At 68.7% G+C, this 16,175-nt stretch carries 14 protein-coding genes and 1 pseudogene; 10 read left to right on the top strand and 5 right to left on the bottom strand.

What is annotated here, in order from left to right; genetic code table 11:
* Positions 1 to 10: 10 nt before the first annotated feature.
* The 4 genes and pseudogenes from H8R02_RS05100 to H8R02_RS05115 all read left to right on the top strand — a co-directional run.
* A pseudogene (locus H8R02_RS05100) lies at positions 11 to 1,507 on the top strand (class I adenylate-forming enzyme family protein); the annotation flags it as partial.
* 27 nt (positions 1,508 to 1,534) lie between these two features.
* Complete coding sequence (locus tag H8R02_RS05105; protein WP_187080607.1) at positions 1,535 to 3,553, top strand: acetoacetate--CoA ligase; 2,019 nt, start codon at positions 1,535 to 1,537, stop codon at positions 3,551 to 3,553.
* A gap of 9 nt (positions 3,554 to 3,562) precedes the next feature.
* On the top strand, positions 3,563 to 4,666 hold the full coding sequence (locus H8R02_RS05110; protein ID WP_187080239.1) for a Rieske 2Fe-2S domain-containing protein: 1,104 nt from the start codon (positions 3,563 to 3,565) through the stop codon (positions 4,664 to 4,666).
* Between the two features lie 67 nt (positions 4,667 to 4,733).
* On the top strand, positions 4,734 to 5,429 hold the full coding sequence (locus H8R02_RS05115; RefSeq protein ID WP_187080240.1) for a hypothetical protein: 696 nt from the start codon (positions 4,734 to 4,736) through the stop codon (positions 5,427 to 5,429).
* A gap of 1 nt (position 5,430) precedes the next feature.
* On the opposite strand, the gene pncB is transcribed toward H8R02_RS05115, so the two are convergent.
* Both pncB and H8R02_RS05125 read right to left on the bottom strand, forming a co-directional pair.
* A complete protein-coding gene (gene pncB, locus H8R02_RS05120) occupies positions 5,431 to 6,618 on the bottom strand; it encodes a nicotinate phosphoribosyltransferase (protein WP_187080241.1) in 1,188 nt (395 codons plus the stop codon).
* A 17-nt stretch (positions 6,619 to 6,635) separates the two neighbouring features.
* Complete coding sequence (locus tag H8R02_RS05125) at positions 6,636 to 7,451, bottom strand: cysteine hydrolase family protein (protein WP_187080242.1); 816 nt, start codon at positions 7,449 to 7,451, stop codon at positions 6,636 to 6,638.
* 34 nt (positions 7,452 to 7,485) lie between these two features.
* Here H8R02_RS05125 and pnuC point away from each other — a divergent pair, with 34 nt between their 5' ends.
* From pnuC to H8R02_RS05140, 3 genes are read left to right on the top strand one after another with little or no spacing between them, the layout of a single operon-like run.
* Complete coding sequence (gene pnuC / locus H8R02_RS05130; RefSeq protein WP_187080243.1) at positions 7,486 to 8,076, top strand: nicotinamide riboside transporter PnuC; 591 nt, start codon at positions 7,486 to 7,488, stop codon at positions 8,074 to 8,076.
* Positions 8,073 to 9,170: an AAA family ATPase gene (locus H8R02_RS05135; protein ID WP_187080244.1), complete on the top strand. Its 1,098-nt coding sequence runs from the start codon at positions 8,073 to 8,075 to the stop codon at positions 9,168 to 9,170. Before pnuC ends, H8R02_RS05135 begins: the two co-directional genes overlap by 4 nt.
* Positions 9,143 to 11,200 carry a TonB-dependent receptor gene (locus H8R02_RS05140; RefSeq protein ID WP_187080245.1) on the top strand — a complete coding sequence of 686 codons (2,058 nt, stop codon included), beginning with the start codon at positions 9,143 to 9,145 and terminating at the stop codon, positions 11,198 to 11,200. The genes H8R02_RS05135 and H8R02_RS05140 overlap by 28 nt, the downstream gene beginning before the upstream one ends.
* On the opposite strand, the gene H8R02_RS05145 is transcribed toward H8R02_RS05140, so the two are convergent.
* From H8R02_RS05145 to H8R02_RS05155, 3 genes are read right to left on the bottom strand one after another with little or no spacing between them, the layout of a single operon-like run.
* Positions 11,197 to 12,093, bottom strand: a complete 897-nt coding sequence (locus tag H8R02_RS05145; RefSeq protein ID WP_187080246.1) for a DMT family transporter — start codon at positions 12,091 to 12,093, stop codon at positions 11,197 to 11,199. The two genes, H8R02_RS05140 and H8R02_RS05145, sit on opposite strands and share 4 nt — an antisense overlap.
* 43 nt (positions 12,094 to 12,136) lie before the next feature.
* Positions 12,137 to 12,562 carry a MarR family winged helix-turn-helix transcriptional regulator gene (locus H8R02_RS05150; RefSeq protein WP_187080247.1) on the bottom strand — a complete coding sequence of 142 codons (426 nt, stop codon included), beginning with the start codon at positions 12,560 to 12,562 and terminating at the stop codon, positions 12,137 to 12,139.
* Positions 12,559 to 13,071: a flavin reductase family protein gene (locus H8R02_RS05155; RefSeq protein WP_255429148.1), complete on the bottom strand. Its 513-nt coding sequence runs from the start codon at positions 13,069 to 13,071 to the stop codon at positions 12,559 to 12,561. Before H8R02_RS05155 ends, H8R02_RS05150 begins: the two co-directional genes overlap by 4 nt.
* Positions 13,072 to 13,118: 47 nt before the next feature.
* Between H8R02_RS05155 and H8R02_RS05160 the strand changes: the two genes are divergently transcribed.
* Genes H8R02_RS05160 through H8R02_RS05170 form a run of 3 tightly spaced genes read left to right on the top strand, consistent with a single transcriptional unit; the run spans position 13,119 to position 16,174 of the window.
* Positions 13,119 to 14,159: a 2,5-dihydroxypyridine 5,6-dioxygenase NicX family protein gene (locus tag H8R02_RS05160; protein WP_255429149.1), complete on the top strand. Its 1,041-nt coding sequence runs from the start codon at positions 13,119 to 13,121 to the stop codon at positions 14,157 to 14,159.
* Positions 14,156 to 14,941: an alpha/beta fold hydrolase gene (locus H8R02_RS05165; RefSeq protein WP_187080248.1), complete on the top strand. Its 786-nt coding sequence runs from the start codon at positions 14,156 to 14,158 to the stop codon at positions 14,939 to 14,941. Before H8R02_RS05160 ends, H8R02_RS05165 begins: the two co-directional genes overlap by 4 nt.
* Positions 14,942 to 14,962: 21 nt before the next feature.
* The gene (locus tag H8R02_RS05170; protein WP_187080249.1) at positions 14,963 to 16,174 is read left to right on the top strand and encodes a serine hydrolase domain-containing protein; all 1,212 of its coding nucleotides are present in this window, start codon (positions 14,963 to 14,965) and stop codon (positions 16,172 to 16,174) included.
* Position 16,175 lies beyond the last annotated feature (1 nt).

The following is a 16,175-nucleotide window of genomic DNA, read 5'->3' on the forward strand; positions in this document are numbered from 1 at the left end:
AATTCCAGCCATGACCCAGAAGGAGACAACGCCCCCGGCAGCGGAACCCGCCGGACTCCCCCCGTTCCGTGCCATCGCCGACCTCGTGCGCGAGCACGCGGCGGCGCGGCCCGCCGCCACCGCCTTGCACCAGGGCAAGCGCGCGGTGACCTATGGCCAGCTCGACACGATGATGGACCGCGTGGCCGCTTCACTGCAGCGCGACGGGGTGCAGCCGCAGCAGTCCATCGCCATCTGCGCCGCCAACTCGCTCGAATACGCGGCGGTGTTCCTGGGCGCGCTGCGCGCCGGCGTCGTTGTCGCGCCGCTGCCGACCGGCACGGTGCCGGCGCAGCTGGCGGGCATGGTGGCGGACAGTGGTGCGAGGTTGCTGTTCGTGGATGCCGACACGCCGCAGATCGAGTCGCGCGTGAAGCGCATCGCGATGGACGGCAGGGCCACGCCCTCGCTGGAAGGCTGGCTCATGCCGGAAGGCAGCCGGCCGAAGCGCGTGGAGGCGCAGCCGCAGTGGGGCTTCAACATCATCTATTCGTCGGGTACGACCGGCACGCCCAAGGGCATCGTGCAGCCGCACTCGATGCGCTGGGCGCACGTCGCGCGCGCCGACGCCTACGGCTATGGCCCGGAGTCCGTGACACTGCTCGCGACGTCCCTTTGCTCCAACACCACGCTGGTGTGCTTCTTCCCGTCCATCGCACGAGGCGGTGCGGTGGTGCTGTCCGAAGGCCGCTTCGACCCGGCCGCGTACCTGTCGCTGGCCGAGAAGGTGAAAGCTACGCACGCGATGCTGGTGCCGGTGCAGTACCAGCGGCTCATGGCGTACCCGGACTTCGACAAGTTCGACCTGTCGTCCTTCCACATGAAGTTCTGCACCAGCTCGCCGTTCAGCGCGAAGCTGAAGGCCGACGTGCTGAAGCGCTGGCCGGGCGGGCTCGTGGAGTACTACGGCATGACCGAAGGCGGCGGCTCGATCGTGCTGGAGGCGCACAACTACCCCGACAAGCTCCACACGGTCGGCAAGCCCGCGGCGAACCATGACGTGCGCCTGATCGATGAGGAAGGCCGCGAGGTCGCGAGCGGCGAGGTGGGCGAGGTCGTCGGCCGCTCCGCGTCGATGATGACGGCGTACCACAACCAGCCGGAGAAGACGCGCGAGGCGGAGTGGTACGACAGCGAGGGTCGCCGCTACATCCGCACGGGCGATGTGGGCCGCTTCGACGCCGACGGCTTCCTCACGCTGATGGACCGCCGCAAGGACATGATCATCAGCGGCGGCTTCAACATCTACCCGAGCGACATCGAGGCGGTGCTGCGCGAGCACGCCGGCGTGGCGGACGTGTCGGTGGTGGGCGTGCCCTCCGAAGCATGGGGCGAGTCGCCGGTCGCATTCGTCGTGCCGGGCAGGAACGCTCCCGCACCGGAAGCGCTGAAGGCCTGGGCCAACGAGCGCCTCGGCAAGACGCAGCGACTCGTCGACGTGCGCTATCGCGGCGAGCTGCCGCGCAGCGACATCGGCAAGGTGCTCAAGCGCCAGCTGCGCGATGAATACCAGCCGAAGCCGCCCAACGTGCCGCAGATCCGCCTGTACCAGGACTGGCTGCAGAAGAAGCGCGGGCTCTCGTTGGACGGCTACGACGCGCTCTGGCGCTGGTCCACGACCGACCTGCCCGGGTTCTGGCAAAGCATCTGGGACTACTTCGAGCTGCAGTCGCCCACGGCGCACACCGCCGTGCTCGCCGACGACAGGATGCCCGGCGCGAAGTGGTTCGAAGGCGCACAGTTCAACTACGCACAACAGGTGTTCCGCCATGCCGATGCGGCCCATGCGGCGGGCCTGCCGGCGGTGATCAGCCGCAACGAGAAAGGCGTGGCGCGCGAGCTGTCCTGGCCCGAGCTGAAGCGGCAGGCGGCGTCGCTCGCCCTGCACCTGAAGGAGCAGGGTCTCGAGCCCGGCGACCGCGTGGCGGCGTACCTGCCGAACGTGCCGGAGACCATCGTCGCCTTCCTCGCCGTGGCCAGCCTCGGCGGCATCTGGAGCATTTGCTCGCCCGACATGGGCACGCCGGCCGTGCTGGACCGCTTCAGGCAGATCGAGCCCAAGGTGCTGATCGCGTGCGACGGCGTCACCTACGGCATGCGCGATTACGACCGCACGCAGGTGGTGGCCGAGATGCGCAGTGCGCTGCCGAGCGTGCGGCACCTCGTCCTGCTGGACAACCTCGGCGTGGACACGCAGGCGCTGCAGCCTTTCGCCGGCCTCGCCCAGGCTTGCTCGCGTGACGACGCGGAAGTCGCGGCGTTCGAGCCGGTGTGGCTGCCCTTCGACCACCCGGTGTGGATCGTGTACTCGAGCGGCACCACCGGCCTGCCGAAGCCGATCGTGCACGGCCACGGCGGCATCGCCATCGTGATGCTGGCGCACCTCGTCCTGCACAGCGACATCGGCTGCAGCTACAAGCCCAACAACCTCGGCGAGCGCTTCCACTGGTACAGCTCCACCGGCTGGGTGATGTGGAACGCGCAGATGGCGGGCCTGCTCAATGGCACCACCTGCTGCATCTACGACGGCAACCCGGGCGGTCCGCGCGACAAGCCGGACTGGACCACGCTGTGGCGCTTCGGCGCGGATGTGAAGGCCACCTTTTTCGGCGCAGGCGCGGCGTTCTTCGCGAACTGCATGAAGGCGCAGATCGACCTCTCCACTTGCGGCGACCTCACGAACGTGCGCGCGCTCGGCACCACCGGCTCGCCGCTGTCGGCCGACGTGCAGAACTGGGTCAACGCGCAGTTCGAGCGCATCGGCACGCCCGGCATGTGGTGGTCCAACATCTCCGGCGGCACCGACTTCGCGGGCGCGTTCATCGGCGGCAACCGCGAGCTGCCGCTCGTGCCCGGCGAGATGCAGTGCCGCCTGCTCGGCTGCGCGGTCGAAGCGTGGAACGAGCAAGGCGAACCCGTCATTGGCGAAGTGGGCGAGCTCGTCTGCGCGCGGCCCATTCCCTCGATGCCGCTGTACTTCTGGAACGACGAAGGCAACAAGCGCTACCTCTCGTCCTACTTCGACATGTACCCGGGCATCTGGCGGCACGGCGACTGGCTGAAGGTGACGCCCACGGGCAGCTGCATCATCTACGGCCGCAGCGACGCCACGATCAACCGCCACGGCATGCGCATGGGCACGAGCGAGCTGTACGCGGCCGTCGAGGCCTTGCCCGAGGTTCTGGACTCGATGGTGGTGGACCTCGAATACCTCGGGCGCGAAAGCTACATGCCGCTCTTCGTCGTGCTGCGGCCCGGCGTGCAGCTCGACGACGCGATGAAGGCCAAGCTCAACGGTGCGATCCGCACCGCGCTGTCGCCACGCTTCATCCCGGACGAGATCTTCCAGGTGCTGGAGATCCCGCGCACCCTGACCGGCAAGAAGCAGGAGCTGCCCGTGAAGAAGCTGCTGCTGGGCCAGCCGGTGGACAAAGTAGTCAACAAGGATGCAATGGCCAACCCCGCGTCGCTGGACTTCTACGTGGAACTTGCGAAGCGGCGCCCCGCTGCCTAGCATCGGCCCATGTTCCTGAAAAACTGCTGGTACGTGGCCTGCTGGGACCACGAGCTCATCGACGGCAAGATGCTGGCGCGCACGATCCTCGAGGAGCCCGTGGTTCTCTACAAGGCCGAGACGGGGCGCGTCGTCGCGCTGCGCGACCGCTGCTGCCATCGCGGCGCGCCGCTGTCCATCGGCCGGCGCGAAGGCGAGTGCGTCCGCTGCATGTACCACGGCCTGAAGTTCGACCCCTCGGGCAAGTGCATCCAGATTCCCGGGCAGGAGAACATCCCGCCCAAGCTCGGCGTGCGCAGCTTCCCGGTGGTGGAGAAGGACCACCTTGTCTGGATCTGGATGGGCGATGCCGAGAAGGCCGACGCCTCGCAGATCGTGGACTACCCGTACCTGCGCGATGCGCAGTGGAAGGGCATCCCCGAGTACATGCACTACGACGCCAACTGGCTGCTGATCGTCGACAACCTCTCCGACTTCGCGCACCTCGCGTTCGTGCACACCAACACGCTCGGCGGCTCGGAGGAGTACGCGTACAAGACCAAGCCGGTGGCGATCGAGCGGCTGGACGATGGCTTCCGCGTCGAGCGCTGGCACATGGACGCACCGCCGCCGCCCTTCCACAGGAAGGTGCTGCCGGCCGACGAAAAGGCGAAGAACGTCGACCGCCGCAACATCGGCCGCATGCTCATCCCGGGCATCTTCTTCCTCGAGTCGATGTTTTCGCCCGCGGGCAGCGGCAGCGAGCGCGGCAACCGCGAGGGCACGCGCGAATACCGCAACTGCCAGTTCATGACGCCCGAGACGCGGCGCACGACGCACTTCTTCTTCGTCTACCTGAACAACTTCGAGGGCAGCGACACCAACATCTCGCGGTCGCTGCGCGACAGCCTGATCGAAGGCTTCATGGAAGACAAGCACATCATCGAGCACCAGCAGAAGGTGATCGACACCGACGCGCAGTACCGCATGCAGGCCATCGCCGCGGATGCGGCGCTGTCGCACTTCAGGCTCACGCTGTCGAAGAAGATCGCGCAGGAGCAGGCCGAGGAGGCCGCGCGCGTGCCGCCGGAGAAGGAGCCGCTGCGCCCGCACGAGCTGCTGCTGCGTTCCTGATCCAGCGCAAACTTTCACTTGACCGCCCGCAAGGCGGGCGGCGGCCCCGCTTCCCAGAATGGGTGGCATGGGCCTGCACGATCCCACCCCCACCCTGCGGCGAAGGCACTTCGTCCTGGGTGCGCTCGCGTCCGCGGTGCTGCCGCGGCCCGCGGCGGCGGCCGAGATCCGCACGCCCTCCGAACTCGCCGAGCTGTTCCGCCGGGAGGTGATCCAGAAGCTGGACGTGCCGCGCTCCGAGGCGCTGCTCTACGGCTCGATGACCGAGATGCAGCTGCCCGAAGGCTGGCAGGGCGGCAACGCGCCGCAGTACCTGCTGGCGGTGGACAAGAACGTGAACATCCAGGTGGCCTTCCTCTACTGGCGGCTCATGCCCGGCCACTACCAGCTGGTCGGTGCAGCGCCGGCGAGTACCGGCGCCTTGCCGGCGAACGAAACGCCGGACGGCGTGTTCGAACGCACGTCCTCCGCCGCAGTGCGCGAGCTGGAGTTCATGACGCGCCGCCCGAGCTTCGTCGCCGGCCGCATGCAGCAGTGCGAAGTGCGTTTGTGCGCGCGCGCCGCCGACAGTGCCGCGATCGGCCACCTCGGCCAGCCGCACTCCGACGGCTGCGTGCTGCTGCCGCCCTCGATGCTGGCTTTCGTGGAGCGCCATGGCGTGCTGGACGCCACGCGGCCCACGCCGAAGTTGCCTTACCCCGGGCGGGTGATGGTGGTCATCGACAGCGAGCGCGTCGACCGCCCCGAGTGGTGCGACTGCTGACTCAAGGCGCCTTCACCTGGAACACCTGGCGCAGGTAGGCCAGGAAAGTCTCGTCGCTGCACATCGTCTTGCCCGGCGAGTCCGAGAGCTTGGCCACCGGTTGGCCGTTCGCGGCAGTGAGCTTCATCACGATGTTCAGCGCCGTGAGCCCCATGTCGTTCGTGAGGTTGGTGCCGATACCGAAACCCAGCTGCGTTCGGTCCGCGAGCGCGTCGTAGATCTCGATCGACTTCTGCAGGTCAAGCCCGTCGGAAAACACCATGCGCTTAGTCCGCGCATCGATGCGCAGCTTCCGGTAGTGCGCGAGGGCTTTCTCGCCCCATTCGATGGGGTCGCCGGAGTCGTGGCGCAGGCCGTCGAACAGCTTGGCGAAGTAGAGGTCGAAGTCGGCGAGGAAGGCGTCCATGCCGACGACGTCGGTCAACGCCGTGCCGAGGTCGCCGCGGTATTCCTGCACCCAGTCCTCGAGTGCCGCGCGCTGGAAGTCGCGCAGGCGCACGCCGAGCGCCTGGTACGTCTGCAGGTACTCGTGCGCCATGGTCCCGATGGGCACGAGGCCGAGGTCGCGCGCCAGCAGCACGTTCGACGTGCCCTTGAAGAACTGCGGCGCCTCGCCCTGAAACCGCGCGACCACCTCGCGCTGCCACGCGCCGGAAAAGCGGCGGCGCACGCCGAAGTCGAACAGCTCGAAGGGGTGCGCCTTCTGCGGGCGCCTTGCGAAGTCGCGCAGCATCTGGATCTTGGCCGCGAGCCGCTTGCGCCCTTCTTCCAGCGCGCGCTGCGCATCGAACCGGCGGAAGTACAGCTCGTTGACGATCGCCAGCACGAAGATCTCGAAGGCCATCACATGCACCTGCGGCCCGTGCGCGACGATCCGCAGGTCCTCGCCGTCCGCCTGCACGTCGATGAAGCGGCGCTGGAACCGGAAGATGCGCAGGAAGTCGACGAAGTCGCTCTTGATGAAGCGCAGACCGCCCACGTACGCGAGCTCGTCCTCGCGGAACTGCAGGGAGCACAGGTGGTCCAGCTCGCGCTCGACTTCCGGCAGCAGTTCGGCGAGCGGGTACTCGGGCCGGTTGCGGCACTTGAACGTGTACTCGGCTTGCGTCTGCGGGTGGCGATGCAGCATGGCCTGCCACATCGTGAACTTGTACAGGTCCGTGTCGATGAGGCTCGTGATGACGGCCATGGCGTGGGCTCCCGTGTTCAGGCGTCGACGTCCCGCAGCAGCCCGGCGGTGGTGGTGACGCGCACGCCCTTGCGGCGCATCGCGTCGAGGAATTCACCGGCTTGCGCTTCGAAGCCCGCCACGGGGCTCATGCAGTCCTGCAACAGCACGATCTTGCCAGCATTGCGCGAGGGCATGTGCTGCACGAGGTGCTCGGTCGTGGCGCGCACGCAGTGGCTGCTGGCTTCCCCGGCGATGGCGATGGTGGAGGCGCGGTCGAGTTGCGCGACGAGCCGCGTGTTCAGCTGCGTCTCGGGGTCTTCGGCGTCCGGCACTTCGGCCTGCAGCGCGCTGTAGTTCTCGGTCCAGGCGTTCATGCCCTTCATGACGTGCCGCACCGGCACGAGACGCGCGGCCTCCCAGCGGTTGTAGGCGGCGCGCAGTTCGTCCTCGACGTTGTGGCCCCAGGTGCCCACCTCGCAATGCACCGGCCACACCATCAGCGAGTAGCGGCCGCCGGCTTCCAGCGCGTCGAGGTAGGCCAGCACGCGCGGCAGGTCACCGTCGCGGCGCGGCCGGTACTTGCCGGCGCGCACGTCGGCGGAGCTGACCTGGGTGAACGGCGCGACGTCGCGGCCATCGCCTTGCACCCACATCGCCGGCCGCTCGATGCCCACGCTGTGGTGCGTGTCGAGCGTGACGCAGATCGCGTCGATGCGCGACTGCGCCTGGTCGATGAATGCGGCCAGCCGCGCCATGTCGGCCTTGGCGCCGGCGACCGGCAACGCCGCGCCGGGCATGTCCATGAAGTCGTTCTGCGGGTCGATGACGAGGAGCGTGAGGCCGGTGTCCATGGACTTCTCCGTTGATGGTTGTATAGTACAACTTATGGAGCTCGCGGGCCAGGCCGTCTCACCGGTCGAGGCGGTGGCATTCGTCACCGGCCTCGCTTCCGTGTGGTATGCGCAGCGGCTGAACATCGCCACGTGGCCGACCGGCATCGTGAGCGTGCTGTGCTTTGCGTGGGTGTTCTTCCATGCGAAGCTCTACGCCGATGCGGGGCTGCAGCTCGTCTTCTGCGTGCTGTGCGGCTGGGGCTGGTGGAAGTGGCGGCAGGGGCAGGGGCGCGAAGGTGTGATCCGCGTGTCGCGAGCTCCCATGCGCGAACTGGTGCTGGGGCTCGTCGCAGCGATGCTCGCAACCGCCGCATGCGCATGGCTGCTGCGCACGCACAGCGACAGCCCGGTCCCGTGGCCCGATGCGGTGATCTTCTCCTTCAGCCTGCTCGCCACCTGGAAACAGGCGCGCGGCTGGATCGATTGCTGGTGGGTGTGGATCGCGGTGGACATCGTGTCGGTTCCGCTCTACTGGAGCCGCTCCTTGCCGCTCACAGCGGTGCTGTACGTCCTCTTCCTCGGGCTGTGCGTCGCGGGTTGGCGGCACTGGTCGCGCAGGATTGCCGCGCAGGAGGCGGCGTGAAGCACGGGCTCGTGATCGGCAAGTTCTACCCGCCGCATGCGGGGCACCACTTGCTGGTGCAGACGGCTGCAGCCTGTTGCGAGCGCGTGACCGTGGTGGTGATGGCCGCAACGTGCGAAAGCATCCCGCTGCAGCAGCGCGTCGGCTGGATGCGCGACGCGCACGCACGGTCGGCGAACGTCGCGGTCACGGGCATCACCGACGACGTGCCGATGGACCTGCACAGCGACACCGTGTGGTCGCAGCACGTGGCCCTGATGCGCGCAGCGCTCGCGTGGATCGGCGCGCCGCCGGTTACCGCGGTGTTCACGTCGGAGCCGTACGGGCAGGAGCTCGCGCGGCGGTTCAATGCCACGGCGGTGACGCTCGACACGGCGCGGACGCTGGTTCCGGTTTCCGCCACGCGAATCCGGGCGGATTTGCCGGGGCACTGGGGGTTCCTCGCGGCGCCCGTGCGCCGGTCGCTCGCCGTGCGCGTCGTGGTGGTCGGCGCCGAATCAACCGGAACGACGACTTTGTCGCGCGCGTTGCAATCGAGCCTGCGGTCGCGCGGTGGTGCGTTCACGGAGACGGGCTGGGTGGGCGAGTACGGCCGCGAATACAGCGTCCACAAGTTCGCGCGCGCGACCGCGCAGGCGCAGCTCGCAGGTGAAGTGCCGCCGCGCTTCGAACAGCTCGCCTGGCGCAGCGAAGAGTTCGTCGACATCGCGCGCGAGCAGCTGCGCCGCCAACGCGAGGCGGCCGCGCAGGGCGGTCCCGTGCTCGTGTGCGATACCGATGCCTTCGCCACGGCGATCTGGCATGAGCGGTACATGGGTTCGCGCGACCCGCATGTGGAGCGCATCGCGGCGGAAGAGCCGGGCGACCTCTACCTCGTCACCCACGACCGCGGCGTGCCTTTCGAGCAGGACGGCTTGCGCGACGGCGAGTCGATCCGTGGCTGGATGACGGCGTGCTTCCTCGAGCGGCTCGCCGAGAAGGGCCTGCCGCATGCCGTCCTGGAGGGCTCGCCGCAACAGCGCCTCGAAACCGCCCTGGGGCACGTCGATGCCCTCATGGAACGCTCATGGCGATTCGCGCCGCCGCTTGCCTGAGCCTGCTGTGCCTGCCGCTCGCGCTGCGTGCGCAGACGGCGACGCCCCTGCCGGAGGTGAGCGTGCGCGCAACGCGTGCGGTGCCCGGCTCGATGTTTTCGGGCGAGCCTTTCGCGGTGCCCGCGGGTTGGCGCGTGGCGGAGGACCTCTCGGGACCTGGGCTGCGGAGCATCTCGTCGGCGCTGCAAAGCGATCCGGCGATCGGGGAGAGCTACGCGATCACGGGCTACTACGAGAACTTCACGGTGCGCGGGTTTGCGCTGGACCATGGCAGCTCCTACCGGATCAACGGCCTGGTGGTGCCCGCCGAAATGCACATCGGGCTGGACGACAAGCAGGCCATCGAAGTCGTGCGCGGCAGCGGCAACCACGTCGGTCCCGCCGGCACGATCAACTTCATCACGAAGCGGCCCGCGGATGTCCGCGCCTTGCGGCTCGAAACGAGCCAGCGTGGGGGCGGCTATGCGCTGGTGGACCTGGGCCGGGCCGCCACCAATGGGTTCGGCTGGCGACTGAACCTCGCGCACGAAGCGATGCAGCCGGTCGAGCACCACGCCGAAGGCCATCGGGACTTCGTTGGGGCCGCTTTCGACCTCGCACCTTCCACCGCCTGGCACCTGAATTTCGACACGGCCTACGGCCGTCGTGCCCAGCCTGCAGTCCCCGGCTTCCAGTTGCTGGGCGGCACGATGGCGCCGGAGGTGGACCCGCGCACCAACATCAACCAGCAGCCGTGGAGCCGGCCGGTGCGCAACGAAAGCCGGCTGCTGGCGGTTCGCAGCGAACACGACCTCGCTGCGGCCCTGAAACTGCGTTGGGCAGCCAGCGACGCGGCCGCGCGCATCGACGACAGCCTGGCGTTTCCCTTGGGCTGCAACGATGCGCCGTATCACTTCTTCTGCGCCGACCGCAGCTACGTCCTGTACGACTACCGCTCTTTCGAGCGGCGGCGCACGACACACGCGATCACGTCGCTCGCCGGCGAGTCGGTGGCGGGCGCGGCGCACCACGCGTGGCGCGTGGGGCTGGAGCAGGTGCGGCGGCGCATCGAGCAGCGGCAGCTGTATTCGACGACGCTGGTCGACGACGCGGGCCGTGCGCTCACCGGCTCACTGGACCGCGTTGCGCAGCCCTTGCCGGCGCCGCCCGCCAGTGGCGCCGATCTGCCGAAGCGCATCGCACGGCAGGGCGCGCTTTTCGCCGCGCACGAAATCGCGTGGCGCAAGTGGCGAGTGACCGTCGGTGCGCGAGCTGCCCACATCGCACAGTCGCAAGGTCGCGGTGCGGCGCGCTTGCTGCCGCATGCGGCGCTCGCGTGGGAGCGCGCCGAGGGCGAGATCCTGTTCGCCAATGCCGCGCGGTCCATCGACTTCGGCGCGGAAGCACCGGTCGCCGCGCAGAACGCCGGTGCGCTGCTACCCCCGCGCGAGATGCGGCAGTTCGAGGCGGGATGGCGCCGCATGGCTGACGACCGCGAACTCTCCATCACCGCTTTCCGGATGGCGCGGCCTTTCCATTTCGTGCAGCCCGCGGGCAGTTCATGGGCCGGCCTGGGCGACTTCACGCAGGCGGGCACGCAGGTGCATACCGGCATCGAATTCGCGGCCAAGCGCACATGGGGCCGAAGCATCGAGGCCGGCGTCGAAGGCGCCGCCCTGCGCGCGGTCGCGAGAGGGACGGGTGAGCCCGCTTACGATGGCCGCCAGGTGCAGAACGTGGCGCGCCTGCGCACCTCCGCCTGGGTGGCGGCCATGCTCCCTGACCTGCCGGGACTGCGCGCAGAGTTGCGCTGGCTGCACAGCGGCAGGCGCAACGCGCGTGCCGATGGGCTGGCCCAAGTGGCGGGGTACGACCGGTTCGACGCCGGCTTGCGCTGGGAAATCGGCGAGCGGGTCGCGCTGCAAGCGGCCGTCGAAAACCTCGCGAACCGCCGCTACTGGCGCGACGCCGGCTTCGCATACGGTGCCGACCTGCTGTTCCCCGGCCGGCCCCGCACGCTCACCGCGGGCCTCGTCATCCAGGCGCGCTAAGCGCGCTTGCGATTCACCAGCACGATGCCGCCTGCCACGGCGGCCAGCGCCACGACGAGCTGCACGGTCAGCGGCTCCTTCAGCAGCACGACGCCGAACACGAGCGCGAACACGGGCGTGAGGAAGACGAACGACGACATCTGCGTCGCCGGGTAGTGCCGCAGCAGCCACATCCATGCGAGATAACTGGCAAACGCGCCGATCACGGTCTGCAGCGCCAGCGACGTCCATCCATAGGCCGAGTAGTGGAACGACCATGTCTCGCCGAGCGCGAGCGACAGGAAGGGCGCCACCACGGCGGTTACCGCCACCTGGTAGAAGAGCGTTTTCTCCGCGCTCGCCGTGGCCATCGCGGAGGCGCGGATCACGAGCGTGGTCAGGCCCCACAACACCCCGGCGGCGAGCCCGAGCGCATCGCCACGCAGCTGGCGCGGCGTGCTGCCGCCCGTGAAGCCCTCGCTGAAGGCGAGTGCGACGGCGGCGAAGGCGATGAACAGGCCCACCCACTGCACCGTCCGCAGCTTCTCCGCGGGCACCAGCCGCGGCAGGAGCAGGGCGACAACGAAAGGTGATGTGTAGAGGAACACGGTGAGTCGCGACGCGGTCGTGTCGCGCAGGCCGAGGTAGATGCAGGTGAACTCGCTCGCGAACAGGGCACCCGCGAGCAGGCCGGCCTTCAGCGTGCCGTCGCGGCTGAAGAGCGGCACCTTGCGCGCGACGCACCACAGCCACAGCAGCAGCGTCGCGCCCGCGAAACGCATCGACGCCTGCCACAGCGGCGGGATCTCGCCGACCGTGCTCTTGATGAGGATCTGCTGGAGGCCCCAGAAGAGGCAGCACGCCACGAGCAGGGTGACGGCGAGGGTGTCGAGGTGTTCTTTGCGCTGGACCATCGGCGCTGATGCTATCCAGATCGCAGGGGCGACAACGAAGGTGCTACGCCTGGCTCGCGAGCTTGGCCAGCAGTTTGCGCAGCGCGACCTTCTCCGAAGCACCCAGCGAACGCAGCACCGACGCCTCGTGCGCACGCGCCTTGTCGATCAGCGGCCGCACGAGCTTGCGGCCGGCGGTGGTCGCCGTGACGAGCGTGCGGCGCTGGTCGTCCGGGCAGGCGCTCAGCTCCACCCAGCCTTGCTCGCACATGCGCTGCACGAGCTTGGTGACAGTGGGTTGCTTGGACAGCACCTCGTGCGCGAGCTGGCTCACGGTGAGCGGCTCGCTGTCGTGCAGCGTCGCGAGCACGCGCCACTCGATCGAACTGAGCCCGGCTGCGCGCACCTGCGCATCGAAGTCCTTGTAGAGCGCGTGGTTCGCCTGGCCGAGCAGGTAGCCGAGGTAGCCGTCGACGAAGCGCTCGTTCATATGGCGTGCTCGGTGTAGTAGCGGCCACCATGAAAGAGCAGCGGCGCAGCTCCGGGGCGGTGCGTGCAGCGCTCCACCTCGCCCACGAAGATCACGTGGTCGCCTTCCTCGTAGCGGCTGCGGTTGAAGCACTCGAACGTCGCCGCCGCGCCGTGCAACAGCGGCGCGCCGCCGGCGCCCTCGTCGAAACTGACGCCGCTGAAGCGGTCCGCGCCCTTGGCCGCAAAGCGCTCGGCCAGCGCCTTCTGGTCCGCGGCGAGCACATTGATGGCGTAGTGCGACCCGGCGGAAAACACCGCGAGCGAAGCCGCCGCGCGCGACAGGCTCCACAGCACCAGCGGCGGCTCGAGCGAAACGGAGTTGAACGAGTTGGCCGTGAGGCCGATCACCTGGCCATCGGCCGTGCGGGCCGTGACGATGGTGACGCCGGTCGCGAACATGCCCAGCGCCGCCCGGAATTCCTGCGGCGAGAAGATCGGTGGCTGGGCCTTGCGGGGAGGGGGGTTCAACGTTCTTTACATGAAATTTCATGTATTATGGGGCGAATCGGATTCCCATGCTGCAGCAAGAAACCCTGGAGCCCGCGTGGCTGGATGCCTTCGAGGCGGTGCTCACGCGCTGCGCCGTCCAACGCGGCGACACGGTCGCCGTGCTTTCCGAATCGCAGAGCCGGCCCGCGCTTGTGGCGCTGGCCCGTCTCGCAGCCGCCCGGTTGGGCGCGCAGGTGTTCAGTGTCGAAATGCCAAGCTTGTTCAGCAGCGACTTGCCCGTGGCAAGGTCGACCGGCGCTTCGCCCGTACTGCGCAACATTGCGCCGGTGGTGTCCGCATTGGCCGGCAGCACGCTCGTGGTCGATTGCACCGTTGAAGGCTTGATGCACGCACCTGAGCTGCCCGCCATCCTCAAGGGCGGCGCGCGTGTCATCTACGTCAGCAACGAACATCCCGAGGCGCTGGTGCGCCTGCTGCCGGACAACACGATCGAGCCGCTGGTCAAGGACCACGTGAAGCGCCTGCGCGCCGCGAAGCGGATGCGCGTGACCTCCGCGGCCGGCACCGACCTCACCATCTCCCTGCAAGGCGCCGTGTGCGGCGGCAACTGGGGCTACACCACGCGCCCCGGCACCATGACGCACTGGCCCGGCGGGCTGGCGCTGGCCTTCCCGGCGGCACGCAGCGTCAACGGCACGCTGGTGCTGGCCGAAGGCGACGTCAATCTCACCTTCAAGCGCTACCTCGATCGCGCCGTGACGCTTCGCATCGAAGACGACTACGTCACGCGCATCGAAGGCACGGGCACCGACGCGGACCTCATGCGCAGCTACATCGAGGCGTGGGGCGACCGCGACGCTTACGCGGTCAGCCACGTCGGCTACGGCCTGAACGCGAAGGCGCGCTGGGACAGCATGGCGATGTACGACAAGCGCGACTTCAACGGCACGGAGCTGCGGGCGTTCGCGGGCAACTTCCTCTACAGCACCGGCGCCAACGAAGTGGCCGGGCGGCACACGCTCGGGCACTTCGATTTGCCGCTGCGCAACTGCACCGTGCAGCTCGATGGCGCGACGGTCGTGGACGCGGGCAAGGTGGTGGCATGACATCGATCCCCGCTTTCACCGCACTGGGCGGCGGCCCCACCATCCTGATGCTGCACGGCATCGGCGGCGGCCACCTCTCCTTCGCGCCGCAGGTGGAGACCTTCGCGGGCTCCGGCTACCGCGCCGTCGCGTGGGACATGCCGGGCTATGGCCACAGTGCGCCGATCGAGCCCTACACCTTCAAGGGGCTGGCGCAAAGCTGCATCGCCTTGATCGAAAGCCTCAAGTGCACCGGCGTCACGCTCATCGGCCACAGCATGGGCGGCATGGTCGCGCAGGAGGTGGTCGCGCGCCGGCCGGAGCTGGTGAGCCGGCTCGTGCTGTGCGGTACCTCGCCCTCGTTCGGCAAGCCGGACGGCGACTGGCAGCGCGAATTCATCTCGCAGCGCACCGCACCGCTCGATGCCGGCAAGAGCATGGCGGAACTCGCGGAAACGCTGGTGCCGCAGATGGTCGGCCCGGGCTCCTTGCCCGAGGGCGTGCGCCTCGCGACGCACTGCATGGGGCAGGTGCCCGCCGCGACCTATCGGCGTGCGCTGGAATGCATCGTGACCTTCGACCGCCGCGAGAGCCTTGCGAGCATCCATGTGCCCACGCTGCTGATCGCGGGTGAGCAGGACCGCAATGCGCCCCCTGCCGTCATGAAGAAGATGGCCGACCGGATCGCCGGCAGCACCTACATCGAGATGAAGGGCATCGGCCACCTGCAGAACCTGGAGGCGCCGGACGAATTCGACGGGCTCGTGCTCAATTTCCTGGCGCTGCCCCGGCATCTTCACTAGCTTCACTGGAGGAGAGCGGACATGGGTCGAATCGCAACCGCAGTCCTGCTGGCGCTGCTGTGCGGCGCGGCGCAGTCGGAGCCGGACGAGGTCATCCTCGGCAAGCCGCTGGGCTACCCGGTGGCGGCCGACTGGTACAGCAACCCCAACCGCGTGGGCTCCTGGTCCGCGATGCACAAGGTGCCCGGCGTGCGCACGCGCGTCGTCTCCGCCGGCAGCGAAGTGCAGCCGTTGCGCGTGGCGGCGCAACCGGCGGCGATCAGGTACCGCTTCAACAATGTCGAGTACACGCTCGACGACTACCTCGAGCGGCAGCGCGTCACCGGCCTCATCGTGATGAAGGACGGCGAGATCGTCGTCGAGCGCTACCGCTACGGCCGCACGCCCGACGCGCGCTTCCTGTCGTTCTCCATGGCCAAGAGCGTCACCTCGCTGCTCGTGGGCATGGCGCTGGAGCGCGGCCTCATCGCGTCGCTCGACGACCCGGCGGCGAAGTACGCACGCGAGCTCGAAGGCAGCCCCTACGGCGCGACCACCGTGCGGCAGCTGCTGCGCATGTCGTCCGGACTCGTGTTCACCGAGCGCTACGACGGCGCCGACGACGTCGCCCGCATGGTGGGCGCCTTCAACCACGGCGGCGTCACCTCCGTGTTGAAGTCGATCACGGCCCGGCATTCCGCGGCCGGCGAGAAGTTCGTGTACGCCAGCGGCGAGACGCAGGTGCTCGGCCGCGTCCTCAAGGGCGCGACCGGCAAGAACCTCTCGCAGCTCACGCAGGAGTGGTTGTGGCAGCCGCTTGGCGCCGAACGCGATGCGCTGTGGATGACCGACACCGACGGCAACGAAGGCGCGTTCGCGTATTTCAATGCCAGCCTGCGCGACTGGGCGCGCCTCGGCTTGATGCTCGCGCGCGACGGGCGCGTGGGCGACAAGGCCCTCATCTCACGCGAGTACCTGCTCGACGCCACGGACCTCGCGCGCCAGCCCGCGGCTTTCCAGCCCGGCAAGGCGACGCCTTTTGCCGGGTACGGCTACCAGTTCTGGCTGCTGCCGCTGCGCGAGCGGACGTTCGCTATGTGGGGTGTGCACGGGCAGGGGCTGTTCGTGCAGCCGGCGACGGGGATCGTGATGGTCCACACCGCCGCTTTCCTGCAGGCGCGGGACGACGCGAACATCGAGCGCGCGTTCTTCTGGTACGGCGTTCTCCGGTCGCTCGGCGGTCGCACGGACTGAT

The organism is Ramlibacter albus (assembly GCF_014297445.1).
In the GTDB taxonomy this organism is placed as follows: domain Bacteria; phylum Pseudomonadota; class Gammaproteobacteria; order Burkholderiales; family Burkholderiaceae_C; genus Ramlibacter; species Ramlibacter albus.

Coding starts and splice junctions, on each gene's coding strand:
- H8R02_RS05145 (WP_187080246.1), bottom strand. CDS start 12,093: ATGGTCCAGCGCAAAGAACACCTCGACACCCTCGCCGTCACCCTGCTC.
- H8R02_RS05140 (WP_187080245.1), top strand. CDS start 9,143: ATGGCGATTCGCGCCGCCGCTTGCCTGAGCCTGCTGTGCCTGCCGCTC.
- H8R02_RS05110 (WP_187080239.1), top strand. CDS start 3,563: ATGTTCCTGAAAAACTGCTGGTACGTGGCCTGCTGGGACCACGAGCTC.
- pnuC (WP_187080243.1), top strand. CDS start 7,486: ATGGAGCTCGCGGGCCAGGCCGTCTCACCGGTCGAGGCGGTGGCATTC.
- H8R02_RS05115 (WP_187080240.1), top strand. CDS start 4,734: ATGGGCCTGCACGATCCCACCCCCACCCTGCGGCGAAGGCACTTCGTC.
- H8R02_RS05125 (WP_187080242.1), bottom strand. CDS start 7,451: ATGGACACCGGCCTCACGCTCCTCGTCATCGACCCGCAGAACGACTTC.
- H8R02_RS05160 (WP_255429149.1), top strand. CDS start 13,119: ATGCTGCAGCAAGAAACCCTGGAGCCCGCGTGGCTGGATGCCTTCGAG.
- H8R02_RS05170 (WP_187080249.1), top strand. CDS start 14,963: ATGGGTCGAATCGCAACCGCAGTCCTGCTGGCGCTGCTGTGCGGCGCG.
- pncB (WP_187080241.1), bottom strand. CDS start 6,618: ATGGCCGTCATCACGAGCCTCATCGACACGGACCTGTACAAGTTCACG.
- H8R02_RS05165 (WP_187080248.1), top strand. CDS start 14,156: ATGACATCGATCCCCGCTTTCACCGCACTGGGCGGCGGCCCCACCATC.
- H8R02_RS05150 (WP_187080247.1), bottom strand. CDS start 12,562: ATGAACGAGCGCTTCGTCGACGGCTACCTCGGCTACCTGCTCGGCCAG.